Here is a 23,484-nt window from a genome sequence, read left to right on the forward strand (position 1 = left end):
CTCAGCCCAGGGTGAACACTGTACGCCTTGTGCTGTCGTCCCTGGCCCATGCCTGCTCGACATCGGCCAGGGGCACAGGCGTGGTGGCGATCTGAAGGCCGGCCGGGACCACGGCGCGCAGCAGATCGCCGGTGCAGGCGATGAAGCGGCCGAGCGGTACGCTGCCGATGCCGCTGCCCATCAAGGCAATCGCGGATGAACGGAGCACGGCACTCGGCAAGGTGATATCTGACCCGCTGACGGCGCCGACCTGGACGAAGCGGATCGGCACGGCGCCGGCTCCGGCCTTGGCGGCGGCGACCAGCAGACGCTCGGCGCTATTGCCCCAGAGATAGTCGATGACGACATCCACGCCCTCTCTGAACTGCCTGATGAAGCTTTCTTCAAGAGCCGCCCCGTCCTCGACGAGCGGGATGGTCACATCCGCCCCGAGCGCCGCGACCGCATCGAGCTCGGCTGCGTTGCGGGCAGCGGCGATGACTTTCTTCGCCCCGAGATGCCGGGCGATCTGAACGGCGAGACGGCCGGCCGTGCCGGTGGCGCCGTTGACCAGCACGGTTTCGCCCGGCTTGAGCTTCGCCCGCTCGGTAAAGGCCGCCCATGACGACATGCCGGGATTGGCGATGGCCGCGGCGGTGACGTCGTCCAACCCGTCGGGCAGCGCCACGCAATGCGCTTCGGGCACGACGGTCTGTTCGGCCATACTGCCATTGGGCGCCCTGGGCAGCGCGAAATAGACCTTGCTTCCGTCCTCGAGCCGGCCGACGCCGTCAATGCCGACGACGAAGGGGAACCGGCCCGAAGAGCTGTAATGCGAGCCAGAGGCGCGGCTCTTCACGACATGGCTGATGGCTGCGGCGATGACCGTGACACGGTTTTCGCCCGCCGCCGGGACCGGCTCGGGGAAGTCGCCATAGACAGGCGCTTGCCCAGCGCCTGGGACAATAGCGGCTTTCATGATGGTCTGCCTTTCTGGGATCCAATTTATGTGTATAATGCACATATAAGGAGATCCGGCATGTCGTCAACAAAAAACGTGCAAAATACACATATCGCGGATCAGCTGCGCCAGATTCACGGCGCTGTGCTCGATATTGTCGGCCTGATGAACCGGCCGCAACGCGACGAGTTGCTGATCAAGGCGGCCGGCATTCCGCTCGACCGGGCACTGTTCCCGCTGCTCGTCGGCATCGAGCGTTTCGGGCCGATCGGCGTCGTCGAGATGGCCGACCGTGTCGGGCGCGACTACACGACCGTCAGCCGCCAGGTCGCCAAGCTGGAGAGCCTCGACCTGGTGCGGCGCCGGCCGGGCAGCGCCGACCGGCGCGTGCGCGAAGCCGTGATCAGTCCGAAGGGCAAGGCGATGACCGACCTCGTCGACGCGGCGCGAGAGAAGATCGGCCACGCCATTTTCGAGACCTGGGAGGCACGCGACGTCGACGAGCTGGTGCGCCTGATGCGCAAGTTCGCGGACGCGCTTGGCGCGGTGCCTGAGACCAGTCCTTAACCGCATGAACCGGTAAAATTGTCCTGTGGCGTTCAGCCTCGCGGCAGGACGCCGCTTTGACCTGACCCTGCTTCGGGCCTATCCTTCATCAATACTTGCAGCAGCCGGAGCCCACCATGGACCCGCTCATACTGTCGCGCATCCAGTTCGGCGCGAATATTTCGTTTCATATTCTGTTTCCGACAATCACCATTGCACTTGGCTGGGTGCTGCTGTTCTTCAAGCTGCGCTACAACGCCACCAATGATTCCGCCTGGATGCGCGCCTATTTCACCTGGGTGAAGGTGTTCGCGCTGTCCTTCGCCATGGGCGTGGTCTCGGGCGTCACCATGAGCTTCCAGTTCGGCACCAACTGGCCGGGCTATATGGAAAAGGTCGGCAACATCGCCGGGCCGCTACTGGCCTACGAAATCCTCACCGCCTTCTTCCTTGAAGCGGCCTTCCTCGGCATCATGCTGTTCGGCTTCCGCCGCGTCTCCAACCGCGTCCACACGCTGGCGACGGTGCTGGTCGCCGGCGGCACCACCCTGTCGGCCTTCTGGATCATCGCGCTCAATTCCTGGATGCAGACGCCGGCCGGTTTCGAGATCCGCGACGGCGTGGCGCACGCCGTCGACTGGTGGGCTGTCGTCTTCAACCCGTCCATGCCTTACCGCCTGGTCCACATGCTGCTTGCATCGGGCCTGACCGTATCATTCCTGATATCGGGCCTGTCGGCTCTGCGTTATCTCCAGGGCGACCGCTCGGAATCGATGTGGAAGGCGCTGCGCACCGGCGTCTTCACCGCGGCGGTCCTGATCCCGATCCAGATCTTTGCCGGCGACCAGCACGGGCTGAACACGCTGGAACACCAGCCGCAGAAGATCGCCGCCATGGAGGCCAACTGGAACACCGGCCCCAACGTGCCGCTGGTGCTGTTCGCGCTGCCCGACGAGGCGGCGAGGGAGAACAGGTTCGAGATCGCCATTCCCGACGGCGCCAGCCTGGTGCTGCGGCACTCGACCAGCGGCGTGGTGCCGGGGTTGAACGACTTTCCCGGCAACCACCCGCCGGTCTTTCCGGTGTTCTGGGGCTTTCGCGTCATGGTCGGCACCGGCCTCCTGATGCTCGCCGTTTCCTGGTCGGCCGCCTTCTTCCTCAAGCGCCGGCACAGCCTGCCGAGGCCGCTCGCCATGCTGATGGTGCCGATGGCGCTGTCGGGCTGGCTGGCGACACTGGCCGGCTGGTACACGACCGAGATCGGCCGCCAGCCCTGGCTGGTGACGGGCGTGCTCAGAACCGCCGACGCCGTCGGCCCGGTGGCGGGCAGCCATGTCGCGCTGACGCTCGCCGTCTATCTCATTCTCTACGTGCTGCTGCTGATCGCCTATCTCGGCGTGCTGGTGCACCTTGCGCTGAAGGCGGCCAAGGATGGCGACACCTCGCCATTGCCGGGCGTCATGAAAGCAGCGCTTTCACAGCCGGCGGCAGGAGAGTGACATGAGCTTCGATTGGCCAACCGCCCTCCCCCTCATCTTCGCCGGCCTGATGGGCCTCGCCATCCTGATCTACGTCATCCTCGACGGCTTCGACCTCGGCATCGGCATTCTGTTCGCGGCCGCCGAGGACACCGAGCAGGATACGATGATCGCGGCCATCGGTCCGTTCTGGGACGCCAACGAGACTTGGCTGGTGCTGGCCGTCGGCCTGCTGCTGGTCGCCTTCCCGATGGCGCATGGCGTCATCCTGACCGCGCTCTACATTCCGGTCTTCGTGCTTTTGGTCGGGCTGATCCTGCGCGGCGTCGCCTTCGATTTCCGCGCAAAGGTGCCGAGCGGTAAAAAGCATCGCTGGAACCGCATCTTCTTCCTCGGCTCGGTCATCGCCTCGCTGGCGCAAGGCTATATGCTGGGCGTCTATGTGCTCGGCCTCGATGTCGGCGTGGGCGGCATGGCATTCGGCGCTCTGGTGGCGTTCTGCCTGGCCGCGGCCTACGCGGCGATGGGTGCGGCCTGGGTGATCTACAAGACCGAAGGCGCATTGCAGAAGAAGGCGGTGCGCTGGCTGCGCACGGCGCTGGTGCTGACCGCGCTCGGCATGGTGGCGGTGTCGCTGGCGACGCCCTTCGCCAGCCCGCGCATCTTCGACAAATGGTTCGTCTGGCCGGAGATGCTGTACCTGTCGCCGCTGCCGATCCTTTCGGCACTGCTGTTCCTGTGGCTGTGGCGGCAGACCTTCCATCTGCCGAAGCCCGACGACCGCCATTCGCTGACGCCGTTCCTGACGCTGGCCAGCATCTTCGTGCTGGGCTTTGCCGGCCTTGCCTGGTCGTTCTACCCGTTCGTGGTGCCCGACAAGCTGACCATCTGGCAGGCGGCGTCGGCGACCGAAAGCCTGGCCATCATCCTGGTCGGCACCGTGGTGGTGCTGCCGATCATCATCTTCTATTCCTTCTATGCGTATAGGGTGTTCGGCGGCAAGGCGACGGATCTCACCTACGACTGATCCGCCGGCCTTCCCAACCGCCAAGGCATGGCGAAGGTTCAGATCAGCCCTGAGTCGCGCGCGGCTGCGGTCGCCTCGCCGCGCGACACGGCATCCAGCTTGCCCAGCACCGCCGAGACATGGTGGTCGACCGTCTTGGGCGAAATGGCGAGATGTTCGGCGATGCGCTTGTTGGACAGGCCGCGCTCGATCAGCTGCAGCACCTCCATCTGGCGCTGGGTCAGGCCGGCGCTGTTGGCCCGGGTGGTGCGGCGCGGCCCCCTGGCAATGTGAATGACGCCGTTCTGCCGCATGATGTCGCGCACATGGCTCGCGACCGGTTGGGCGCCGAGCGCCTCGAGAATCTCCAGCGCCGTGCGCTGCGCGGCCTCGTCGCCCTGGGCGAGCGCCAGCGCGCGTTCGTAAGGGGCGTCGAGTTCCGCCCAGGCCGAGGCCGCGCCGCGCCAGTCACCGGCCAGCAGCATGCGGTAGGGCGCGGCCATGCCTGACGTGTCGCCCGGATCGGTATCGGGTGAAAGCAGCTGCCGCCAGCCGGCCAGTTCCGCGAAGACCGCCCGCGTCGGCGACAGGCCCTCGGCAAGGCCGATCAGGCGCAGCGCCTCGGCCTTGTCCGCCTCGCCGAGCCAGGCCCGTTCGGCAATCACCGCCGCGTAGGGCAACAGCCGCTGCAGCTCGGCTCCCCTTTCCAGAAACTGCTTCATATCGGCCAGAAGCGGCTCGGCCGAGGGGTCGCCGCGACGGACCCTCAGCCGCGACAGCGCCACAAGGGCCGGATAGCGCACCAGTGCGGTCGCCCTGTCGTTGGCAATCACATCCAGAGCCTCGGCGGCCGCCTCATTCCAGCATCCCTGACGCAGCAGCAGCTGGGCCCGCACGCCACGCATGTAATCGCGCCACGTCGCGAGATCGTTCTCGACGCAATAGTCGATGCCGCGGTCAAGGAAGGATTGGGCCTGGCTGTAGCCCAACTGGTTCATCTCGCCACAAGCGCAATTGGTGAACGCGCGGGCCGCATGTTCCTGGAAATTCTCTTGCAGCGCGATTTCGAGGCTGCGGGCAAGATGCAGCCGGCTTGAGTCCAGGTCCAGCCACTGCTCGGCGGCACCGACATTGTTGAGCGCATGGCAGACGACTTCGGGCCTGTTCAGCCGTTCGGCGAGCTCGATCGCCCTGGCACCCAGCGACAAGGTCTCGTCCAGCCTTTCGGCCAGCATCGCCAGTTGCGAGAGGTTCGAATAGGCCATGGCAAGCTCGGCGCTGGCCGGTACGGTCTCCAGCAACGCGACCGCCTGGGCGCCGAACATGTCGGCGGCCTGCCGGTCGCCCACAAGATAGGAAAAGCGCGACAGCCATCTGAGGCTGTCGCCTTCCTTCAGCGTGTTGCCGAGCGCCTGCTGCAGCACACGCGCCTGTTCCTGCGCCTTGATGGCCTCTTCGATGCGCGCGATCAGATGGCACTCGAAGGCATATTGCTCGTAAAGGCCGGCGCGCTCTTCCTCGGGCAAGGTGTCGGCCTGGCGCAAGGCGACCTCGTAATAGCCGGCGGCGTCGCGATGGGCGCCGACACGCGAGGCTTCCCGCGCCGCGATCGGCGCGAATTCGCGCACCGCCTCGAGATTATGCGCTTCCACCGCATGATGGACGAGGCGCGCGGTGGCGACATCCCTGTTCTCAAGCAGCGCCGACAGCGCACGCTGGTTGAACAGTCTCCGGGAACTCGTCGTCAGCATCATCTCGATGGCGCGGCGTGCGATCTCGTGCCGGAAGGCGTAGCCGTCGCCCAGATCGTCAAGCAGCCCATGCGACACGCATTCGGCGAGCTGACCGGCGGCGGCCACGCCGCACAGGCCCTGCAAGGCCCAGGCGTCGGCGCGTCTGGGAAACACCGACACCGCGTCGAGCATCGAGCGGGCGCCGGCCGACAGCCGTTCGGCTCGTGCGACGACGGCGTCGCGCACGCTGGCAGGCGGCGTCATCTCATTGTCGGCGCATAAAAGCTCGGTGACGAAGAAGGCGTTGCCGGCCGTCGCCCGGTAGATGGCGTCGCCGTCGCGGCCGGCGGCAATGGCGAGCGAGAGCACCGCCGCCTCGCTGAGCAACGGCACGTCGATCCGCACGACATTACCGGTGGGAATTTCGCCGAGCGCGCGACGCACGCGCATCTGTCCTTCGCTGCGGTCGGTGCGCGCCGTCAGGACGAGCAGGATGTGGGTGTTGGCGATGCGGCGGCCCAGAAAGCGGACGAAATCGAGCGTCGCGTCATCCGCCCAGTGCAGGTCCTCGATGATCAGGAGCGTTGGCTGCGTCCTTGCCTCGAAGACTTCGAGCGCGTCGGAAAACAGGGGCAGCCTCTGTCCCTGCCGGGCATCGATCGCCTGCGGCATCGACCATCGCGCCTCGCGGGCGAGATCGTAGAGCGGCCCGAGCGGGTCCGGTATCGACAGATCCTCGCAGGCGCTGCGGAAAACGCGCACGCCGTCGCCAACGCCGCCGACGAAAGCCTCGACAAGGGCCGACTTGCCGGCGCCTGCCTCGCCGGACAGTGCAGCCACATGGCCGAAGCCACGCGTGGCCTCCGCGAGAAGTCCATCCAGCTGCTCCAGCTGTGCCTGCCGTTCCAGAAGCATCGTCATTCGCTCAACAGGGATGGTGTCCGGGCGTATCCCTGGACGTCCGCCACGAGCGTCCGGGACGATGACCGACAATGTGCCCCTCCCCACATTTTCGGTGCCACCTACCACATAACGTCACCACTATAGGGAATCTTCCAACAAAAAAATAGGGAAAGGCTCCGATGCGCGCGCTTGGCGAGCGTGATCAATGTCCAGCCGCGCTCAAATCGAGCGTGAATCAACAGAAAAGGGAAACTTGATATGCCTCGCTATGTGGTACAACGCACATTTCCTGACGGCCTCAGCGTGCCGATGAACGATGCCGGCGCCGACGCGCTGGGCGGCGTCATCATGCGCAATGCGGAGAAGGGCGTGACCTGGGTGCAGTCCTTCGTGTCGCCCGACAAGAAGCAGAGCTTCTGCATCTATGACGCGCCGTCGCCGGAAGCGATCCGCAGCACGGCCCAGAAGAACGCGCTGCCCGTCGACAAGATCACGGAGGTGCGGGTCCTTGACCCTTACTTTTACCGTTGATCCCTCCGATGGGCGTCAAACTGCCCTTCGCGGCGGTGGCGACATGCCTGACGAAGCGCCCGGCGAGGTGCCGGCGGCTTCGAGACCCGTCGGACGACGGCCGTCACTGGGCCGGCTTCCCTGGCGGCTTGCCTCGCTGCTGCTCGCACCATTGCGCAAGGGGCGGCGCCGGTTGCCACCGCAGGACAACTATCTGAGACGCGACATCGGCTTGCCGGAGCTCGAGGAGCTGCCGCAGTACTGGGATTTCACCCGGTCAGACCACTGAACGCGCAGCCATCCGACGTGCCGGCGGCGGGAGCGGCTGCTCCCGCGCACCATCAACAACGAGGAGAGAAAATGAACATTCATGTGTGGACCAAGCACCTCATCAACCTGTCGATCCTGTCGATCGCGGCCACGGCGGCGAATGCCCATGACACGGGTACGCTGGATGAGAAGGTACGGGCAGCCAATGGCCGTTTCGAGAATGTGGCGATGGCCACCGCCGAAGGCTATGCGCCGATCCCTTGCGCCAGCGGCATCACCGGCGGCGCGATGGGCATCCACTATGTCAACGCGGCCTATCTGAAGGACGATGCCGTCGATCTCGCAAAGCCGGAGGCCGTCATGTACGAGCCGATGGCGGACGGCACGCTTAAACTGGTGGCGGTCGAGTACATAACCTCGAAAGGCCCGGCCTCGCTGGAAGGGCAGCTGTTCAACTTCAACAGCGCGCCCAATCGCTATGGCCTGGGCGCCTTCTACGAGCTGCATGTCTGGGCCTGGAAGAAGAACCCGATCGGCACCTTCGCCGACATGAACCCCGATGTGTCGTGCGACGCGATGAAGGCCATGTAGGCGCAAATCTCCCCTCTCGAGGCAGGGCAATTGCATATGAGTTTTTACGAAGAGGACCCCCACCCTAACCCTCCCCACAAGGGGGAGGGAACGCTGCCGCGCGCTACGCTTTGGCGTCGAACTTCTACAGATTACCGAGTGCAGCGCCGGCGCGAGTCTCCCTCCCCCTTGTGGGGAGGGGTTAGGGGTGGGGGTACGTGCCGGGCAAACCTTCGGGAAGTTTCATATGCGATTGCCCTGCCCCTCGAGGGGGGAGATCACGCACTCAGTTGCTCGCCGACAGCACCAGCACCGGCTTCTCGCTGTACAGCGCCGGGAACAGCTGCTTCAGGTTCGCCACCTTGGGCAGGTCGTTGTAGACGATGTAGGGATAGGTCGGGTTCAGCGTCAGAAAGTCCTGGTGGTAGTTCTCGGCCGGATAGAAGGTCTTGCCGGTCTCGATCGTGGTGACGATCGGCGCCCCATACAGCTTGGCCTTGTCGAGCTGGGCGATGTAGCCCTGCGCGATCTTCTTCTGCGCATCGTTTTCGGCGAAGATCGTCGAGCGGTACTGGGTGCCGGAGTCCGGTCCCTGGTAGTTGAGCTGCGTCGGATTGTGGGCGACCGAGAAATAGACCTGCAGCAACTGGCCGTAGGTCACCTTCGAGGGATCATAGGTGATCTCGACGGATTCGGCGTGGCCGGTGCGGCCGGTGCCGACCGTCTCGTAGACGGCGTCATCCTTGGCGCCGCCGGTGTAGCCGGAGACGGCCTGGCTGACGCCCTTGACGTGCTGGAACACGCCCTGCACACCCCAGAAGCAGCCGCCGGCGAAGATCGCCTTCTCGCTGCCCGAGGCCGCCTTTTCGTCCAGCGCCGGCGGCGGGATCACCACGGCGTCTTCCGCCGAGACGGCCGGCGTCAGCCAGAAGGCGGCACCGGCGGCCGCCAAGGCGAGTGCGGCGAGCGCGCTCCTGGCAAAGCCGGTCGAACGGGTCTTGATGTCGGTCATGGTTGCACTCCTCATGGCTTGCCCCTTTGAGCAACTGGGGATCAGTCTATTGGATCAGCTACGATGGCGCGATGCGCGAGTTGCGGCCCAGCCTCACATTCTTGCGACCGGGCGCATGTCCTCGCCCTAGTTGGCCGGAGCCATGGCGTCCGCCGCCGGCTTCATCGCGTCGGCCGCGGGCTTCATCGCATCAGCGGCGGGCTTCATCGCATTGGTGGCCATCGGGTCGGCAGGCTTCATCGCGTCGGTCGCCGGCTTCATGGCATCGGCTGGCTTCATTGCGTCCGTGGCCGGTTTCATGGCGTTGGTCGCCATCGCATTGGCCGGCTTCATGGCATTGGTCGTGTCGTCGGCACGGGCGCCGGCGACGAAGACGGCGGCCGAAAGCGCGAAAGCGAGCGCCGGCAGGGTCAGGTACTTGGTCATGGGAGTCTCCTTGGGTTTTGGCGCGCGGAAGCGGGCCGGGTGATGCGTTGCCGTGTTCCACGGCCCCGCGCGATAAAAGGATGATCAGTTGGTCGCGGCGGCCAGGATCGGCCCGCCGCCGGGCGATTGCACCAGCACGGCGGTGCTCAGGCCACCGGCCGCGGCGGGCAGCGCATAGGCGGTGGCGTCGCCGCTCCAGTTGCCGAGCTTTTCCAGAGCATGCACGACATTGGCATGAGGCAGTGTGCGGCCGGTGTTTTCGCCACGCGCGACCGGCACCTGCACGACGCCCTTGGCATAGCGCACCAGCCAGACATCGGCCTTGCCGCCTGGGGCGGCGCCGGCACCGATCGCGACCTTGCCGCCCTCGAGCGACAGCGACGGGCCGCCGGTCTTGCCCGTTGCCTTGATCAGATGCTCGATCTCGCCTTGCGCTGCGCCGACGACATCGGCATGGCCGTTGACCACCACTTGCGGCGTGAACGGGCCGTCATGGCCGAGCGACGGTTCGTAGGAAACCTGGCGCTGGGTGAATTCCTGTTTGCCGAACGTGTCCTTCCAGCCGAGATAGTCCCAGTAGGTGACGTTGAAGGACAGCGCCAGCACGCCGGGCTGGTCCTTGACCTTGATGAGGTTGGCGTTGGCCGGCGGGCAGGACGAGCAGCCCTGGCTGGTGAACAGCTCGACCACGGTGAGCGGCTGGGCGGCGGCGGCACTGAGCGCGGCAGCGAGCGCAAGCGCGCCTAGGCCGGTCAGTACGGCGAACCTTGGGGCTGAGAATCTCGGCATCGGCTTGCTCCATGGGGGCGGCGCTTGGACGCGCCGGTCATTCCCCATTTCGCTTGCACCTGCCGCTTCGTTACAGCGCTCACCGGTTTGTGATGAGGCGCGATCGTCCTTCGCCCGTGAGGGAGAAGGACGATCAGGGTCGTTACTGCGTCAGCGCCGTCTCGGATGGCCGCTGGTTGAAGGCGCACTTGCCGGTGACATTGTAGAAGAAGTCGGCATTCGTATAATCCGCCGGAAGCGAGTTACCGCCGTCTTCCCAAGCCTGGTAGCTGGTCTCCGCGCAAGGCACGACGGAAAAGATGTCGATCAGCTTGCCCGAGGCAACCTCGGTCAAGGGCGTAGGTGTGGTGCCCAGATAGAGGTGGTTGGAGGTCGTGGTGTCGTTCGACTTGAACGTCGCCTTGTTGCCGCTCGTGACATCCATCTGCAGGGAGAGCTGGCCCATCTGGCTGACGTCGACGGCGGCGCCGGCGCCGGTGGCCGGCACGTTGGTGGTGGCGCACGTGATCTGGAAATAGATCGTCTTCTTGCTGTTGCTGTCGTATTCGGGGGTCACTATCGCGCCCGCCGGCGGGTTGGTGAAATTGGATGTCGAGCCCACGGTGGTGCAGGTCTGCGTCTGGACCACGGTCGGCGTCGAACCATTGATAAGCGATATCGTGGTCGTGCCGTAGCCCTTCTGTTCCGTCATGGGATAGGATTTGGTCCCGACCTTGTATGTATAGGTGTAGGGCGCGTAGACGTAGCTGGCCGTCATCAGTTTCTGCGCCGTCGACCCGCCGAAATTCGTGCCGTAAAGCGTCACGGTCTTGTTCCAGTAGCCCGACACCTTGTCGACCTTGAACGTCGCCTGCACCAGGCTGGGCGCCTTGCTGACCCCCGATTTGACCGCGACCGGCACGCTGTCGATCCTGGCGATGGTCATGAAATTGGTCGGCATGGCGAAGCTGGCCGACGTCTGCGCCGCGACGGTGCCGTCGTCGGCGAGGTTGAAGCTCACCAGCGTCGCGGTGCCCTGGCCGTTGTTGGCGGCGAAATTGTCCTGCAGCGCCTGCTGGCGGTCGGTCAGCGTCGTGCTCGCCGGCAGCGTGGTGATCGCCAGCGTCGCGGCATCCAGCGCAGCCTGCATGCCGGAGCGAGTCTGGACGGCATCGGTATAGTCGACCGAGAAGCCGACGACGCTGATCAATGGCACCAGGCTCAGGAAGAACAGCGGCATCATGGACCCGCTGCGGGAACGGGCAAACCTGTCTGCAATTTTCTGCATTTCTTTACCCCCAAGGACATTAGTAGCCGTGCAAATACCACGCAGCCGGCAAATCAAGGTCTAACGGGATCGATCAAAGTTTATGCATTTGCGGTCGCCGGACCGATATTGTCGATTTTTGGCGCCGCTCACCGCGTTGTGACCGCTGGGGCAGCCCTTGGGCGCCAAGCCTTGCCGCCGCTTGCCGCCCCTGCTAAAGCGCGCGCATGAGCACGCCCCTCGACCACATCCGCAATTTCTCCATCGTCGCCCATATCGACCATGGCAAATCCACGCTTGCCGACCGCCTGATCCAGCTGACCGGCGGGCTGGAGCTGCGCGACATGAAGGAGCAGGTGCTGGACTCGATGGATATCGAGCGCGAGCGCGGCATCACCATCAAGGCGCAGACGGTGCGGCTGAAATACCGCGCCAACAATGGCGAGGACTATATCCTCAACCTCATCGACACGCCCGGCCATGTCGACTTCGCCTATGAAGTGTCGCGTTCGCTGGCCGCCTGCGAGGGCTCGCTCTTGGTGGTCGACGCAAGCCAGGGCGTCGAGGCGCAGACGCTCGCCAATGTCTACCAGGCGATCGACAACAACCACGAGATCGTCGTGGTGCTGAACAAGGTCGACCTACCGGCCGCCGAGCCCGAGCGCATCCGCGAGCAGGTCGAGGAGGTGATCGGCATCGACGCTTCCAACGCCGTGCTGATCTCGGCCAAGACCGGCCTTGGCATTCCCGATGTGCTGGAAGCCATCGTCCACCAATTGCCGCCGCCGCGCGAGGGCGACGCCACCGCGCCCTTGAAGGCCATGCTGGTCGACAGCTGGTATGACGCCTATCTCGGCGTCATCGTGCTGGTGCGCATCATCGACGGCGTCTTGAAGAAGGGCCAGACCATCCGCATGATGGGCACCGGCGCCAAATACCTGGTCGAGCGCACCGGCGTGTTCACGCCCGCCCGCATCAATGTCGACGAGCTCGGCCCCGGCGAGTTCGGCTTCTTCACCGGCTCGATCAAGGAAGTGGCCGACACGCGCGTCGGCGACACCATCACCGAGGACAAGCGCCAGACTGCCCACGCCCTGCCCGGCTTCAAGCCGGCGCAGCCGGTGGTGTTCTGCGGCCTGTTCCCGGTCGACGCCGCCGATTTCGAGGATCTGCGCGCCGCCGTCGGCAAACTGCGCCTCAACGACGCCTCTTTCTCTTATGAGATGGAAACCTCGGCCGCGCTCGGCTTCGGCTATCGCTGCGGCTTCCTTGGCCTGCTGCACCTCGAAATCATCCAGGAGCGGCTGGAGCGCGAGTTCAACCTAGACCTGATCGCCACGGCGCCGTCAGTCGTCTACCGGCTGCTCCTCAATGACGGCTCGGTGAAGGAACTGCACAACCCGGCCGACATGCCCGACGTGGTGAAAATCTCCGCCATCGAGGAGCCGTGGATCCGCGCCACGATCCTGACCCCCGACGACTATCTCGGCGGAATATTGAAGCTCTGCCAGGACCGGCGCGGCATCCAGGCCGACCTGTCCTATGTCGGCAAACGCGCCATGCTGACCTACGATTTGCCGCTCAACGAAGTCGTCTTTGACTTCTATGATCGGCTGAAGTCGATCTCCAAGGGCTACGCCTCGTTCGACTATCACCTGACCGACTACCGCGAGGGCGATTTGGTGAAGATGTCGATCCTGGTCAATGAGGAGCCGGTCGACGCGCTCTCCATGCTGGTGCACCGCACGGCGGCGGAAAAGCGCGGAAGGCAGATGTGCGAGAAGCTGAAGGAGCTGATCCCGCACCACCTGTTCAAGATCCCGATCCAGGCCGCCATCGGCGGCAAGGTCATCGCGCGCGAAACCATCTCCGCCCTGCGCAAGGACGTGACCGCCAAGTGCTACGGCGGCGACGTCTCGCGCAAACGCAAGCTGCTGGACAAGCAGAAAGAAGGCAAGAAGCGGATGCGCCAGTTCGGCAAGGTGGACATCCCGCAGGAGGCGTTTATCCAGGCCTTGAAGATGGGTGATTGAGCGGTTCGGCCTATGGCCGGACGCATCGACCCGGTGGGTCGATGCGAGCGCAAGTCCGGGTGGGAGCTGCCGCAGGCAGCGGGTCCCACCCCGGGGGTAGCGGCAGTCCTCATGACTATTTTGGAAGGGTCTCTTCGTCTTTGGAAAATACGTTGTAGATCGTTTGCAACTGCTCCGTGCCGCCTGCCGTCGGCACTGGGGCTATGCCAAGAAACATCGGGGATTCCGACCAAAATCGAATGTGAACCCCGAAACTGGTGGAATACGCAATCGCCCGAGCCTCTTCTTGCGTGACCTTGGCGAAGACATTCACATAGATACCGCTAACGGTCCGCTCGCACCTATTTGAAATATCGATCTGTTTTTCCTCGCCGTTCAATACGATTTCAACAAGGCCAAGTGTAGTCAGCTCGTCCTCCCTGCCTTGAGCTTCGATCACGGCCCAGAAAAAGAAACCCGATCCCTTAGTGTGACCAAGCATAACTTTGTGGTGGCCATAGAGCGAATCTCGTTCTCCACGTACATAGATCATGTTGGCCCGTGCCTGCACTGTCCAACTGGTGTCGGTCTCACCACCTGTCACCACGCCGAGCATTTTTAGATTGTCTTCGTCGGCAATAAGTATCGAATCGCTTCGAACCGATGAGGAGAACTCAAGGAAGTCCGGAGATACTCCCATATCAACTAAAAACCGGGAAATCCTTGCCGATAGGATTTGTGACTGGCCAACGTTGTCTGGTGACGGGTTTTTGAATGAGAACTGATGAACTCCAAACTCGGATCCTTGCGGAAAGTACCTTAGCCGACCGCCGAGGAAAATCAGGGTTGCAGCACTCATGCATCTACCAGGTAACTGCATGCGGGGCACCATCAGGTGCGAGGTATCAGCGACTTCGTTGGTGTTGAGGACGTACTTGCCGATCGAAGTTGAGAACCAGTAATCTCTGATCGTTCGCCCGATGATCATCGCTTCTTCAACGTTGCCGCCACTCGAATCGATGTAAACAGTCGTTCGGGGCGGAGGCGCAGATCGATCCACGAATTCGCGAAACTTGACCCCGTCTCCCGCTTGGATGGTTCCGAGGGCGTTGATCGAAAACGACCCACCAATGGCCCTTTCAAATTCCGTCTGGGGATCGGTAAATTCGAATTGCACAGTCGCTCCTGACTAAAAGGGCTCCACTCGTTGCGGCAGGTGAATCACCGCCATAATCGAGCTCCCACGACAGCCCGACAAAGGCGCGAACAGCTAAACAAAAAGCCAGAAAGCTTTGGCGAAGTGAACTAGAAAGTGCCCCTAGAAAAGCCCGCCATCCTTTGGCGGCTTTTCTTTCTTCGGCTTAGGGGGCGGTGCCAGCGGGCCGCTTGTGTGTCGGGTGGGATGTTCAGCATGCGTCGAACAACCTCATCGCGCCGGTGGGCGCTTTGGGGTCATCGGGTCATGACCCTTTTAGTATTTTGCGGAAGCGCAGCGATCGGAAGGATGCTTGCCACCTGCTGTAGCAGGGCCACGTCATCGGTTTCCAGATGACGGTCAAATACTGCCAGCTTGTGATCTTGGTCGCCTTCGGTGTCCGCGAACGCCACGTACTTCGCAGAAATCGACCCGTGATGTGGCGAAACTCCATTGATAAGAATGGGCTGGGCGTCGCCTTTACCCTTAACCGCAAAATCAAAATGACGGCGCCCGCCGCTCTTGCCCGTTACGTCAACACCGGTGTCAAAACCATCCGCGCCAACGGTTTCGACCAACGCCTTTTGGATCCGGTCCACAAGCGCGGCTTCCGCCACGGCCACGATGCGTGCCACAGCTGCATTCGCCGCCAACGACGAAGCATTCGCGACACCCAAGATGGCGCTCAGAAGCCAGTCCCTCGATGATACGTCGGCCACCAGCCGCTCGTTGTCCATCGAGAGATGGAACCGAGTGCATTCGCTTTGCAGTGCCCGATTTATCAGCGCATCGTCGCGCCCGTGCGACCACGCCGACATGAATGCGCCACCGCCGTCATGCACCTTGAAGCCTTCGCCAACCTTGGCCACGAATATCCGCACTGGCTCAAATGAAGGATACAGACAGTGAGTCGTCACGCGTGCGCCGTCCGGCGTCTCTTCGCATGTGTCAAACTCGGATAGCGCTGCGCGAACGTCATCACACGACATGGCCGTCTTTCACGCGAAGCTCAAAGGAACATCGAATGTTCGCTGTTGAGGAGTTAATACCAAGTTTATGCGCTCCGCCAGCCATGGAAATGCCTGGCTGAACTTCCGCACCTGCGCCGGCAGTGGCTCGCGACATTCGAGTTCCCATGTATCACTGCGCAAAAGATGCTCTCGATTGTCTGGCCAACTGTGAAAGTGCGGACCGCAAACCCGCGCTGGGAGCGGAGATGCCCAATGCGGGTTGGCCTCACATTCCGTCATCGGCACGAAGTCCAATCGACTGACATTTTGGCCCCTGAATATGACGTTTATTGTCACACGGTACTCAGTGCCGGTCCGCGTCACGATCCTTAGTTGACCGGATGTAACCACACCAAGTTCATCGGCAATGGGCCACACAGCTCTACGCTCGTATTGGCCGCGACGCTGAAAATTTGACGGACCAAATTCTGGAGGATCACCGCTCAGATATTTCTTGTCCGCCAGAAAGCGGTCAACTGCCTCAACATCTGCCAATCGCGCGGCTGGTTTCATTCCAGATGTCTACCGCGAAATGCTGGCTTCTGAAAACGGTTGCGATTCCAGTCAGACTCTAAGAAGGCTCGACGCTTTCCGGAGCCGGCCGAGATTCGGTCCGTAACCGCCATTGGCACCCGTCGGTACCTCTCCGCGTTCCATTTCTCACTGCCGCGGATTACCCTTTGAGAGGCGTTTTGCCCTGGAGTATCCTCCGCCCGACTAGGGGACCTCTCACTGCGTTCCGCCTCAGACACCCATCCCTCTCCAGGTCTAGCCATCGGTGGCGCCTTCGGCCTGGCTGGCACCTTCGTTGCCAGCGCGCCGCTGCGCGAAACGCTCTGGACGATCGACGGCGCGGCGCTCGTCGTCGCCACCGCGCTACTGACGATGAAATACCAGCGGCTGGGTAACGATTGCGTGGCGGCGGGCTTCCTGACCTTCCTGGCCGGCGAGACGTTGCTGATATCAGGCAATGCGGCGGGGCTGGAGGCCAGCGTGCCTTCCTATGTCGGCGGCATTTCGCTGTGGGCGGCGGGGCTGGTCATGGTCAGCGCGCCGAGGACGGTCGCGCTGTGGATGCGGCTCACCGTGCTCGCGGCCGCCGTGCTGTTTATCGTCTCGGCCGGCATGATCCTGTGGGGCGCGCCTTTGCTGCCGACCTCGGCGCCGCTGCCGGCGGCCGGCTATCCATTCCTGGTGCTAACTTTTGTTGGGTGGATCTGGACGCTTTTGCGGCCCGCGCGGTAACTGGAGCCCACGTCAGCGTCCGTCGAAGTCCGCAACAAGAAGACGAGCGTCGGCGCTGCCCCTCGTCTGCCTGCCGGCATCTTCTCCCCGTAAACGGGGCGAAGGGGCTGGCATCGCCGCTTTCGCCAATCGCTGACGCCGCAGGAAGGGCGCCGGCGGCCGTAGAGCTTCTTTCGCCCCGTTTACGGGGAGAAATGCCCGGCAGGGCAATGAGGGGCGGCGCTGACGGTGAAGGTGAGGCGGCAGGGCTCGGCGCTGCTGTCCTTCCCCCTTGTGGGGGAAGGTGGATCGGCGCGCTAGCGCCGAGACGGATGAGGGGTGCTCCAGCGGAGTGAGGCGGTGGTGTTTTCTCGTTCGATTTGTTGTCGACGTCGCGTCAAGCTGGAGCACCCCTCATCCGACCTCGCTTCGCGAGGCCACCGCCCTGGGCGAGTCACGGGCCTCGCCCGCCCTTCGGGCCCCACAAGGGGAGAAGGGAGGACCAGCGCCGTGCCTCACCCCTCAATCCAAACCTTCTCAAAATGCTGCTCCAGCGCCTGGTGCTGCTCGCAGCCCTCCACCCCCTTGCGGTAGGTCCGGTACACCGAGCGCCAGTAGGGTTGGATGATGATGCCTGAGTCCCGCAGATTCTTCTCGATGCCGGCCATGATCTCCTTGCGGGCCTTGGCGTCGGGGGTGGCGAGCGCCTTGTCGAGGAGGTCGTCGAACTCCTTCGAGGCGTAGGCGCTTTCGTTCCAGGCGGCGCCCGATTTGTAGGCGAGCGCCAGCACCTGGACGCCCAGCGGCCGTCCCAGCCATTCGGTGCAGGAGAAGGGGTATTTGCTCCAGTCGTTCCAGAAGGTGGCGGCGGGCAGCACGGTGCGCTTGATCTTGAGGCCGGCCTCGCGCATCTGCGCCGAGATGGCGTCGGCGGTGCTCTTCTGCCATTCGACGTCGACCGAGATGAGCTCGTACTCATGGTCCGGCTTGCTGGAGGCGGCGAGCAACTTCCCGGCTTCCTCCACGTCGCGTTTTGCGGGGCCGATATCGGCATATTCGGGGTGCATGGGGCCGACATGGTGGTTGTCGGCGGGTTTTCCGCGCCCGTCGAGGCCGAGCTTGAGCACCGCGGCATTGTCGACGGCGAGTTGGGCGGCGCGGCGCAGCTTGACGTCCTGATAGGGTGCGTTGCCGACATTGAAGCGGGCGACGATGGTGGAGCCGGTGGCGATCTCGGAGTTCTTCAGCCCCATCTTGTCGGTCTGCGAGACGGCATCGGAGGCGGTTTCATGGTCGGTGTCGATCTCGCCGGATTCGAAGGCCGACAGCATGGCGTTGGGGTCGGAGCCGTAGTCGATCCACTGGATGCCATCGAGGTAGAACTCGCCCTTCCACCACGGCTTGTCCTTGCGTTTCACCTCGGCGCTCGTCTCGGCGTCCCATTTCACCAGCTCGCAGGGGCCGGTGGTGATCGCCAGCGCCTTCATGGGGTCGCCGTCACCCGCATAGGACCGGTGCATGATCAGCGCGGGATAGTCGGCCATGCCGGCGATCAGCGAAATGTCGGGCTTCGGCAGGTTGAGTTTTATCGTGTAGTCGTCGACTTTCTCGATGCCGCCGTCGACCACCTTCTTGGTATCGGCATCGACCAGCGCGCCCATGCGCGCGGCGACCGAATTGCCGGCGACGCTGGCCTCGCACCAGCGGTTGAGGTTGTGGACGACATCGTCGGCGTTGAAGGTGTCGCCGTTCGACCAGGTGATGCCCTTGCGCACATGCAGCGTCAGCGTTTTGGCGTCGTCGCTCATCTCCCATTTTTCCAAGAGCCAGGGCTCGAACGAGAAATCGGTGTTCCAGCGCACCAGATATTCGTTGCAGTGGCGGGCGACGTTGGACATTTCGACGCCGTCGAAGGTGCGCGGGTCCTTGAAACCCTTGACGTTCATGGCGACGCGCAAGGTGCCGCCCCTTTTGGGCTCGGCGGCGCGGGCAGGCGTCGCGGCGATGCCGCCCAGCGCGAAGGCGCCGGCGGCGCTGACGCCGAGGCCGGCCATCAGCGCCAGATATTCGCGGCGGCTGATGCCGCCGGTCTTGAAATCGTCGGCGACGGGTTTGGCCCGCGGATGCAGTTTGCGGTCGGTCAGCATGAATTTCATCGTCGTTCCCTCTTTTGTTGGGCGTCCCGACGAATCGCCAACGCGGGGGCGGCTGCGACCGCCGGGACGCCATTGCCTGAAGGCGCGATGATAGGGCCGGGTGACGTCGGGGAGTGTTCGGGAATCCGCAGGAGTTGTGCGGTGCTCCGCAGGGGGGGTGACGGCCTCCTCAGTTCGTCATCCACGGGCGGAGCAGCCGCGCAGCGGCGTCGCGGAGACCCGAGGATCCATGCCGCGACCTTGCCGACGGGATGCAACGGTGCAGGATCTGAACCGTGGCGACGCATTGGAGTCCCGGCATGGATCCTCGGGTCTGCGCCGCGTCGCTGCGCTCCTTGCTCCGCCCGTGGATGACGAAGGGAGGGGCGCCGCCAACAAAAAACCCGGCTCAAGGCCGGGTTTTTTAGAACATTCGTTCAGCCTGAAATCAGCTGACCTGGACCTTCGAGGACGCGGCCTGGTCCTCGGCGATCTTCTGCTGGAACATCTGCGCGAAATCGATCGGGTCGAGCATCAGCGGCGGGAAGCCGCCATTGCGGGTCGCCTCGGCGATGATCTGGCGCGCGAAGGGGAACAGCAGGCGCGGGCATTCGATGAACAGGATCGGCAGCATGTGCTCCTGCGGGAAGCCCGAAATGGCGAAGACGCCGCCATAGACCAGCTCGACGTTGAACAGCACTTCCTGGTCGAAGGAAGCCTTGGCGTTCAGCGTCAGATTGACGTCGAACTGCTTGTCGGAGAGCGGGTTGGCGTTGACGTTGACGTTGATGGCGATGCCGGGCGCCTTGTCGCGGCCGCGCAGCGAGTTCGGCGCGCCGGGGCTTTCGAAGGACAGGTCCTTCACATACTGGGCCAGGACGTTGAGCGAAGGCTGCTGCCCCGCATTGCCGTTTCCGTTGGCGCCGACCGGCGCGTCATCATTGCTGGCCATGAGCCTTTTCCTTTTGCCTGGGCAGCGTTGCTGACCGAATTGAAATCGGGCGTTCGCTACCATGGCCGGCATGACAAGACAAGGTTTGCCACCTTCGAGCTCAGGCAATTGCCGCGGGCCTTTTGTGGGTGGAGACCAATCGCCAAAGGCAGCGCCGCCCCCCACCTGCCTGCCGGCATCCTCTCCCCGTATAGTGACGGGGAGAGGGCTCTCTCATCGATGATTTCGCTAACCACCAGCGTTGCGGTCAGCTCCTTTCTCCCCGTCACTATACGGGGAGAAATGCCCGGCAGGGCAATGAGGGGCGGCGCTGACCTCACAAAACTGATCAGCACGCTGCAACCGCGTTCTCAGTCGTCCTTCAGGCGCCGCCACGGCGAATTGTGATCCGGGCCGCGCTTGAAATCGTCCTCGCGCGAATAGTCGCCGTCGTCGAGGTCGATGACCTTGTCGCGCGGGCGGCCGCGAAACCCGCCGGCGGAGAAATCGGTGGCCACCACGATGCGGCCCTTGAAGCGGCTCCAGGCGAAGTCGCGCACCGGCGGCAGGAACAGCAGCAGGCCGATAATGTCGGTGATGAAGCCGGGGATGATCAACAGGATCGCCGCCACCACGATCATGGCGCCATGGGCCAGCTGGCGGCTGGGATCATGGCCGGCATCCATCTCGGTGCGGATGCGGGTCATGACGCCGAAACCCTGGTGGCGGAGCAAAAGCACGCCGGCGATGCTCGAGGCCAGCACAAGGCCGACCGTCGCCAGCGCGCCGACCTCACGGCCGACGATGACGAAACCGGCGATTTCCAGCAGCGGGAGCGCGAGGAGGAGGAGGGGAAGCAGCGAAATGCGCAAGTCTTTACCGACCATTCGATTGTTTTGCCCGCTGGCGACCAATCGCCGCTGGCACGGAGGCTGTTAGATAGGTATGCCTGCCTTTGATTTGAATGATTGCACCTTGCGTTCTATATGCTTTGAATGTTGAACGCTATGCGACCGCGGCCTGTTGGCCGGATGGTCCGGCCTAGAGGCAGGGATTGATTGGCGGAAGATATGGGCTTCTTCGACTTCGGCACGATTTTCTTCCTGATCGCGGCGGTGGTGATCTTCTTCCAGCTGCGCAACGTGCTGGGCCGTCGGACCGGTAGCGAACGGCCGCCCTTCGACCCCTACACGGCGGCGCGCACCGACAAGGACGCCACCCAGAAACCCGAGAATGTCGTTTCGCTGCCGCGCAAGCGGCTGCCGGGCGAACCGGCGCCAGCCGACGCCTACACGGCGATCGACGCCTTCGCCAAGCCCGACACCGATCTCAACAAGGGCCTGCGCACGATCAAGGACAATGATCCGTCCTTCGACCCGAAGGGCTTCGTCGACGGCGCCAAGATGGCCTATGAGATGATCGTCATGGCTTATGCCGACGGCGACCGCAAAACGCTGAAGAACCTTCTGTCGCGTGAAGTCTATGACGGTTTCGTCGCCGCGATCGGCGAACGCGAGGCCAAGTCGGAAAAGATCCAGTCCTCTTTCGTCGGCATCGACAAGGCCGACATCGTCTCGGCCGAGATGAAGGGCGGTGAGGCGCATGTGACGCTGCGCATCATCAGCGAGCTTATTTCGGCGACGCGCGACAAGGCGGGCGCCGTCATCGACGGCGATCCGGAAACCGTGGCCGAGGTCAAGGATGTCTGGACCTTCGCCCGCGACACGCGCTCGCGCGATCCGAACTGGAAGCTCGTCGCCACCGAAGAAGAAGACTGAGTCCCGATGCATGTCGCCCAAAAGTGCGAAGCGGTTTTGGGACAACGACTTGCATCAAAACCAAGCCTCGAAGCGCGTCGCATGACCCTTTTCGAACACGATGCGCTTTAAGGCGACGGGGCTCCGGTGTCGCTATCGCCTCTCTTCATCGAAAAATCCTTTGACGACCTGCCCGGCTGGGGCGACGACGACCACCTGCCGGCCTTCGAGGCTTTTCGCCGTTCCGCCTTCCATGCGCCGGTAAAACCCTATCGCAGCGGCGCGCTCGGCGTCGATTTCGGCGCCTTCGCGGCGGCTTATGCGGCGGCGCGCACCGCACCGCCCGTGAACCGGCCGGAGGCGCGAAGCTTCTTCGAGCGCCATTTCGTGCCGATGCTGGTGCGGCCCGACACCGGCGCCGGCCTCGTCACCGGCTTCTACGAACCGCAAGTCGAGGCGTCGCCGGTGCGCACGGAGCGGTTTGCCGTGCCGCTGCTGTCGCGCCCGGCCGATCTCGTCGATGTCGACGACGCCAACCGGCCGCAGGGGATGGATGCCTATCTCGCCTTCGCACGCCGCACGGCGGACGGCCCGGCCGAGTATTTCGACCGTGGCGCGATCGAGCGCGGGGTGCTTCAGGGCCAAGGGCTGGAAATCGCCTGGCTGGCCGACAAGGTCGACGCCTTCTTCATCCATGTGCAAGGCGCGGCACGGCTGGCCATGACCGATGGCCGGCTCCGCCGCGTCACCTACGCGGCCAAATCTGGCCAGCGTTTTACCGGGCCGGGCAAGATCCTGAGCGAGCTGGGCGAAATCCCGCTGGCGCAAGTGACGATGCAGTCGATCCGCGCCTGGTTCAAGGCGCATCCCGGGCGCATCGACGAGATCCTGTGGCAGAACCGCTCCTACATCTTCTTCCGTGAAGCCGATGTCGAGGACGCAGCCCTCGGCCCGATCGCCGCCGCCAAGGTGCCGCTGACGCCGGGCCGTTCCGTCGCCGTCGACCGGCTGCTGCACACATTCGGCACGCCCTTCTACATCGACGCGCCGACGCTCACCGCCTTTGACAAAAGACCGTTCCGGCGGCTGATGATCGCGCAGGACACCGGCTCGGCCATCACCGGGCCGGCGCGGGGCGATCTTTTCGCCGGCTCCGGCGACGCGGCCGGCGAGATCGCCGGCGTGGTGCGCAACGCCGCCGATTTCTACGCGCTGGTGCCGCGCCCGCTGGCCGGGGGCGCCGGATGAGCAAGCGTCCGGACAAGCTCAGCGAGGATGACCGGGTGCTGTGGAACCTGGTGGCGCGCACGGCCAAGCCGCTGAAGGGCAGGGCGGCCGTCGACATTCCCGATATCGCGGCCGACGCCATGCCGACATCGCCGCAAGCGGCCCAACCCGCCGCCAATGCGCCGGGCGCGGCAAAGCCGAAGGCGCAGCATGTCACGCATCGCCTCGACGAGCCGACACTGGACAAATTGTCGAAGGGCCGGCTGCCGATCGAGGGCCGCGTCGACCTGCATGGGATGACGCAGGACGAGGCCTATTCGCTGCTGTTCTCGTTCCTGCACCGGGCGCATGCCGGCGGCATCCGCTATGTCCTGGTCATCACCGGCAAGGGGTCGTCCTCCGGCGGCGACGGCGTGCTGCGGCGCGCCGTGCCGGCCTGGCTGTCGACGCCGGCATTCCGGTCTCTGGTCTCCAGCCACGACCATGCCGCCCGCAACCATGGCGGCTCGGGCGCGCTCTACATCCGGCTGCGGCGGGTGCGTTCATGAAAGCTGAAGCCGTGAG

At 64.0% G+C, this 23,484-nt stretch carries 23 protein-coding genes; 11 read left to right on the forward strand and 12 right to left on the reverse strand.

From position 1 onward, the window contains the following. Nucleotide 1: 1 nt before the first annotated feature. The gene (locus tag AC07UC_RS04810) at nt 2–958 is read right to left on the reverse strand and encodes a quinone oxidoreductase family protein (RefSeq protein WP_494904377.1); all 957 of its coding nucleotides are present in this window, start codon (nt 956–958) and stop codon (nt 2–4) included. Nucleotides 959–1,018: 60 nt separating this feature from the next. Here AC07UC_RS04810 and AC07UC_RS04815 point away from each other — a divergent pair, with 60 nt between their 5' ends. The 3 genes from AC07UC_RS04815 to AC07UC_RS04825 all read left to right on the forward strand — a co-directional run bounded on the left by AC07UC_RS04815 (nt 1,019) and on the right by AC07UC_RS04825 (nt 3,991). Next, nucleotides 1,019–1,507 carry a MarR family winged helix-turn-helix transcriptional regulator gene (locus tag AC07UC_RS04815; RefSeq protein WP_494904379.1) on the forward strand — a complete coding sequence of 163 codons (489 nt, stop codon included), beginning with the start codon at nt 1,019–1,021 and terminating at the stop codon, nt 1,505–1,507. Nucleotides 1,508–1,623: 116 nt separating this feature from the next. Further along, nucleotides 1,624–2,985, forward strand: a complete 1,362-nt coding sequence (locus tag AC07UC_RS04820; protein WP_140771092.1) for a cytochrome ubiquinol oxidase subunit I — start codon at nt 1,624–1,626, stop codon at nt 2,983–2,985. A gap of 1 nt (nt 2,986) precedes the next feature. Beyond that, complete coding sequence (locus tag AC07UC_RS04825) at nt 2,987–3,991, forward strand: cytochrome d ubiquinol oxidase subunit II (RefSeq protein WP_494904381.1); 1,005 nt, start codon at nt 2,987–2,989, stop codon at nt 3,989–3,991. A gap of 38 nt (nt 3,992–4,029) precedes the next feature. Here the strand turns inward: AC07UC_RS04825 and AC07UC_RS04830 are convergent, their stop codons facing one another. Next, nucleotides 4,030–6,618 (reverse strand): ATP-binding protein, encoded by a 2,589-nt coding sequence (locus tag AC07UC_RS04830; RefSeq protein WP_494908894.1) that lies wholly within the window; start codon nt 6,616–6,618, stop codon nt 4,030–4,032. A 246-nt stretch (nt 6,619–6,864) separates the two neighbouring features. Between AC07UC_RS04830 and AC07UC_RS04835 the strand changes: the two genes are divergently transcribed. The 3 genes from AC07UC_RS04835 (at nt 6,865) to AC07UC_RS04845 (ending at nt 7,977) form a co-directional block, all read left to right on the forward strand. After that, complete coding sequence (locus tag AC07UC_RS04835; protein ID WP_095775628.1) at nt 6,865–7,137, forward strand: DUF4242 domain-containing protein; 273 nt, start codon at nt 6,865–6,867, stop codon at nt 7,135–7,137. 43 nt (nt 7,138–7,180) lie between these two features. After that, complete coding sequence (locus AC07UC_RS04840) at nt 7,181–7,405, forward strand: hypothetical protein (RefSeq protein ID WP_246682911.1); 225 nt, start codon at nt 7,181–7,183, stop codon at nt 7,403–7,405. Nucleotides 7,406–7,476: 71 nt separating this feature from the next. Continuing rightward, a complete protein-coding gene (locus AC07UC_RS04845; RefSeq protein ID WP_494904384.1) occupies nt 7,477–7,977 on the forward strand; it encodes a hypothetical protein in 501 nt (166 codons plus the stop codon). A gap of 265 nt (nt 7,978–8,242) precedes the next feature. Here AC07UC_RS04845 and msrA read toward each other — a convergent pair whose 3' ends face one another. The 4 genes from msrA to AC07UC_RS04865 form a co-directional block, all read right to left on the reverse strand. After that, complete coding sequence (gene msrA, locus AC07UC_RS04850; RefSeq protein WP_140776422.1) at nt 8,243–8,968, reverse strand: peptide-methionine (S)-S-oxide reductase MsrA; 726 nt, start codon at nt 8,966–8,968, stop codon at nt 8,243–8,245. A gap of 126 nt (nt 8,969–9,094) precedes the next feature. Beyond that, nucleotides 9,095–9,394, reverse strand: a complete 300-nt coding sequence (locus AC07UC_RS04855; protein ID WP_494904386.1) for a hypothetical protein — start codon at nt 9,392–9,394, stop codon at nt 9,095–9,097. 84 nt (nt 9,395–9,478) lie between these two features. Then, nucleotides 9,479–10,183: a DUF1223 domain-containing protein gene (locus AC07UC_RS04860; RefSeq protein WP_494904388.1), complete on the reverse strand. Its 705-nt coding sequence runs from the start codon at nt 10,181–10,183 to the stop codon at nt 9,479–9,481. A gap of 142 nt (nt 10,184–10,325) precedes the next feature. Continuing rightward, complete coding sequence (locus AC07UC_RS04865; RefSeq protein WP_494904389.1) at nt 10,326–11,450, reverse strand: TadE/TadG family type IV pilus assembly protein; 1,125 nt, start codon at nt 11,448–11,450, stop codon at nt 10,326–10,328. A gap of 206 nt (nt 11,451–11,656) precedes the next feature. Here AC07UC_RS04865 and lepA point away from each other — a divergent pair, with 206 nt between their 5' ends. After that, a complete protein-coding gene (gene lepA / locus AC07UC_RS04870; RefSeq protein ID WP_494904390.1) occupies nt 11,657–13,462 on the forward strand; it encodes a translation elongation factor 4 in 1,806 nt (601 codons plus the stop codon). A gap of 115 nt (nt 13,463–13,577) precedes the next feature. Here lepA and AC07UC_RS04875 read toward each other — a convergent pair whose 3' ends face one another. From AC07UC_RS04875 to AC07UC_RS04885, 3 genes are all read right to left on the reverse strand, one after another. Then, nucleotides 13,578–14,618 carry a COG3904 family protein gene (locus tag AC07UC_RS04875; RefSeq protein WP_494904391.1) on the reverse strand — a complete coding sequence of 347 codons (1,041 nt, stop codon included), beginning with the start codon at nt 14,616–14,618 and terminating at the stop codon, nt 13,578–13,580. A gap of 275 nt (nt 14,619–14,893) precedes the next feature. Continuing rightward, nucleotides 14,894–15,625, reverse strand: coding sequence for a hypothetical protein (locus tag AC07UC_RS04880; RefSeq protein ID WP_494904392.1), 732 nt, complete (start codon nt 15,623–15,625; stop codon nt 14,894–14,896). 9 nt (nt 15,626–15,634) lie between these two features. Next, the gene (locus AC07UC_RS04885; RefSeq protein ID WP_494904394.1) at nt 15,635–16,159 is read right to left on the reverse strand and encodes a hypothetical protein; all 525 of its coding nucleotides are present in this window, start codon (nt 16,157–16,159) and stop codon (nt 15,635–15,637) included. A 372-nt stretch (nt 16,160–16,531) separates the two neighbouring features. On the opposite strand from AC07UC_RS04885, the gene AC07UC_RS04890 reads away from it, so the two are divergent. Continuing rightward, nucleotides 16,532–16,891 (forward strand): hypothetical protein, encoded by a 360-nt coding sequence (locus AC07UC_RS04890; protein WP_494904395.1) that lies wholly within the window; start codon nt 16,532–16,534, stop codon nt 16,889–16,891. 494 nt (nt 16,892–17,385) lie between these two features. Here the strand turns inward: AC07UC_RS04890 and AC07UC_RS04895 are convergent, their stop codons facing one another. From AC07UC_RS04895 to AC07UC_RS04905, 3 genes are all read right to left on the reverse strand, one after another. After that, nucleotides 17,386–19,026, reverse strand: a complete 1,641-nt coding sequence (locus AC07UC_RS04895) for an ABC transporter substrate-binding protein (protein ID WP_494904396.1) — start codon at nt 19,024–19,026, stop codon at nt 17,386–17,388. 427 nt (nt 19,027–19,453) lie between these two features. Next, the gene (gene secB, locus AC07UC_RS04900; protein ID WP_140776400.1) at nt 19,454–19,957 is read right to left on the reverse strand and encodes a protein-export chaperone SecB; all 504 of its coding nucleotides are present in this window, start codon (nt 19,955–19,957) and stop codon (nt 19,454–19,456) included. A gap of 350 nt (nt 19,958–20,307) precedes the next feature. Beyond that, complete coding sequence (locus tag AC07UC_RS04905) at nt 20,308–20,808, reverse strand: FxsA family protein (protein ID WP_494908895.1); 501 nt, start codon at nt 20,806–20,808, stop codon at nt 20,308–20,310. A 198-nt stretch (nt 20,809–21,006) separates the two neighbouring features. Here AC07UC_RS04905 and AC07UC_RS04910 point away from each other — a divergent pair, with 198 nt between their 5' ends. From AC07UC_RS04910 to AC07UC_RS04920, 3 genes are all read left to right on the forward strand, one after another. Further along, nucleotides 21,007–21,714: a Tim44/TimA family putative adaptor protein gene (locus tag AC07UC_RS04910; protein WP_140776454.1), complete on the forward strand. Its 708-nt coding sequence runs from the start codon at nt 21,007–21,009 to the stop codon at nt 21,712–21,714. Between the two features lie 126 nt (nt 21,715–21,840). Beyond that, complete coding sequence (mltA, locus tag AC07UC_RS04915; RefSeq protein WP_494904399.1) at nt 21,841–22,941, forward strand: murein transglycosylase A; 1,101 nt, start codon at nt 21,841–21,843, stop codon at nt 22,939–22,941. Beyond that, nucleotides 22,938–23,468 carry a Smr/MutS family protein gene (locus AC07UC_RS04920; RefSeq protein WP_494904401.1) on the forward strand — a complete coding sequence of 177 codons (531 nt, stop codon included), beginning with the start codon at nt 22,938–22,940 and terminating at the stop codon, nt 23,466–23,468. Before mltA ends, AC07UC_RS04920 begins: the two co-directional genes overlap by 4 nt. The last annotated feature ends 16 nt before the right edge of the window (nt 23,469–23,484 follow it).

It is taken from the genome of Mesorhizobium sp. GW821-FHT04C10 (assembly GCF_059420305.1).

Excerpts from the sequence above, each read along its gene's own strand:
- AC07UC_RS04810 (WP_494904377.1), bottom strand. The coding sequence starts at position 958 with ATGAAAGCCGCTATTGTCCCAGGCGCTGGGCAAGCGCCTGTCTATGGC.
- AC07UC_RS04815 (WP_494904379.1), top strand. The coding sequence starts at position 1,019 with ATGTCGTCAACAAAAAACGTGCAAAATACACATATCGCGGATCAGCTG.
- AC07UC_RS04820 (WP_140771092.1), top strand. The coding sequence starts at position 1,624 with ATGGACCCGCTCATACTGTCGCGCATCCAGTTCGGCGCGAATATTTCG.
- AC07UC_RS04825 (WP_494904381.1), top strand. The coding sequence starts at position 2,987 with ATGAGCTTCGATTGGCCAACCGCCCTCCCCCTCATCTTCGCCGGCCTG.
- AC07UC_RS04830 (WP_494908894.1), bottom strand. The coding sequence starts at position 6,618 with ATGCTTCTGGAACGGCAGGCACAGCTGGAGCAGCTGGATGGACTTCTC.
- AC07UC_RS04835 (WP_095775628.1), top strand. The coding sequence starts at position 6,865 with ATGCCTCGCTATGTGGTACAACGCACATTTCCTGACGGCCTCAGCGTG.
- AC07UC_RS04840 (WP_246682911.1), top strand. The coding sequence starts at position 7,181 with ATGCCTGACGAAGCGCCCGGCGAGGTGCCGGCGGCTTCGAGACCCGTC.
- AC07UC_RS04845 (WP_494904384.1), top strand. The coding sequence starts at position 7,477 with ATGAACATTCATGTGTGGACCAAGCACCTCATCAACCTGTCGATCCTG.
- msrA (WP_140776422.1), bottom strand. The coding sequence starts at position 8,968 with ATGACCGACATCAAGACCCGTTCGACCGGCTTTGCCAGGAGCGCGCTC.
- AC07UC_RS04855 (WP_494904386.1), bottom strand. The coding sequence starts at position 9,394 with ATGACCAAGTACCTGACCCTGCCGGCGCTCGCTTTCGCGCTTTCGGCC.
- AC07UC_RS04860 (WP_494904388.1), bottom strand. The coding sequence starts at position 10,183 with ATGCCGAGATTCTCAGCCCCAAGGTTCGCCGTACTGACCGGCCTAGGC.
- AC07UC_RS04865 (WP_494904389.1), bottom strand. The coding sequence starts at position 11,450 with ATGCAGAAAATTGCAGACAGGTTTGCCCGTTCCCGCAGCGGGTCCATG.
- lepA (WP_494904390.1), top strand. The coding sequence starts at position 11,657 with ATGAGCACGCCCCTCGACCACATCCGCAATTTCTCCATCGTCGCCCAT.
- AC07UC_RS04880 (WP_494904392.1), bottom strand. The coding sequence starts at position 15,625 with ATGTCGTGTGATGACGTTCGCGCAGCGCTATCCGAGTTTGACACATGC.
- AC07UC_RS04885 (WP_494904394.1), bottom strand. The coding sequence starts at position 16,159 with ATGAAACCAGCCGCGCGATTGGCAGATGTTGAGGCAGTTGACCGCTTT.
- AC07UC_RS04890 (WP_494904395.1), top strand. The coding sequence starts at position 16,532 with ATGAAATACCAGCGGCTGGGTAACGATTGCGTGGCGGCGGGCTTCCTG.
- AC07UC_RS04895 (WP_494904396.1), bottom strand. The coding sequence starts at position 19,026 with ATGAAATTCATGCTGACCGACCGCAAACTGCATCCGCGGGCCAAACCC.
- secB (WP_140776400.1), bottom strand. The coding sequence starts at position 19,957 with ATGGCCAGCAATGATGACGCGCCGGTCGGCGCCAACGGAAACGGCAAT.
- AC07UC_RS04910 (WP_140776454.1), top strand. The coding sequence starts at position 21,007 with ATGGGCTTCTTCGACTTCGGCACGATTTTCTTCCTGATCGCGGCGGTG.
- AC07UC_RS04920 (WP_494904401.1), top strand. The coding sequence starts at position 22,938 with ATGAGCAAGCGTCCGGACAAGCTCAGCGAGGATGACCGGGTGCTGTGG.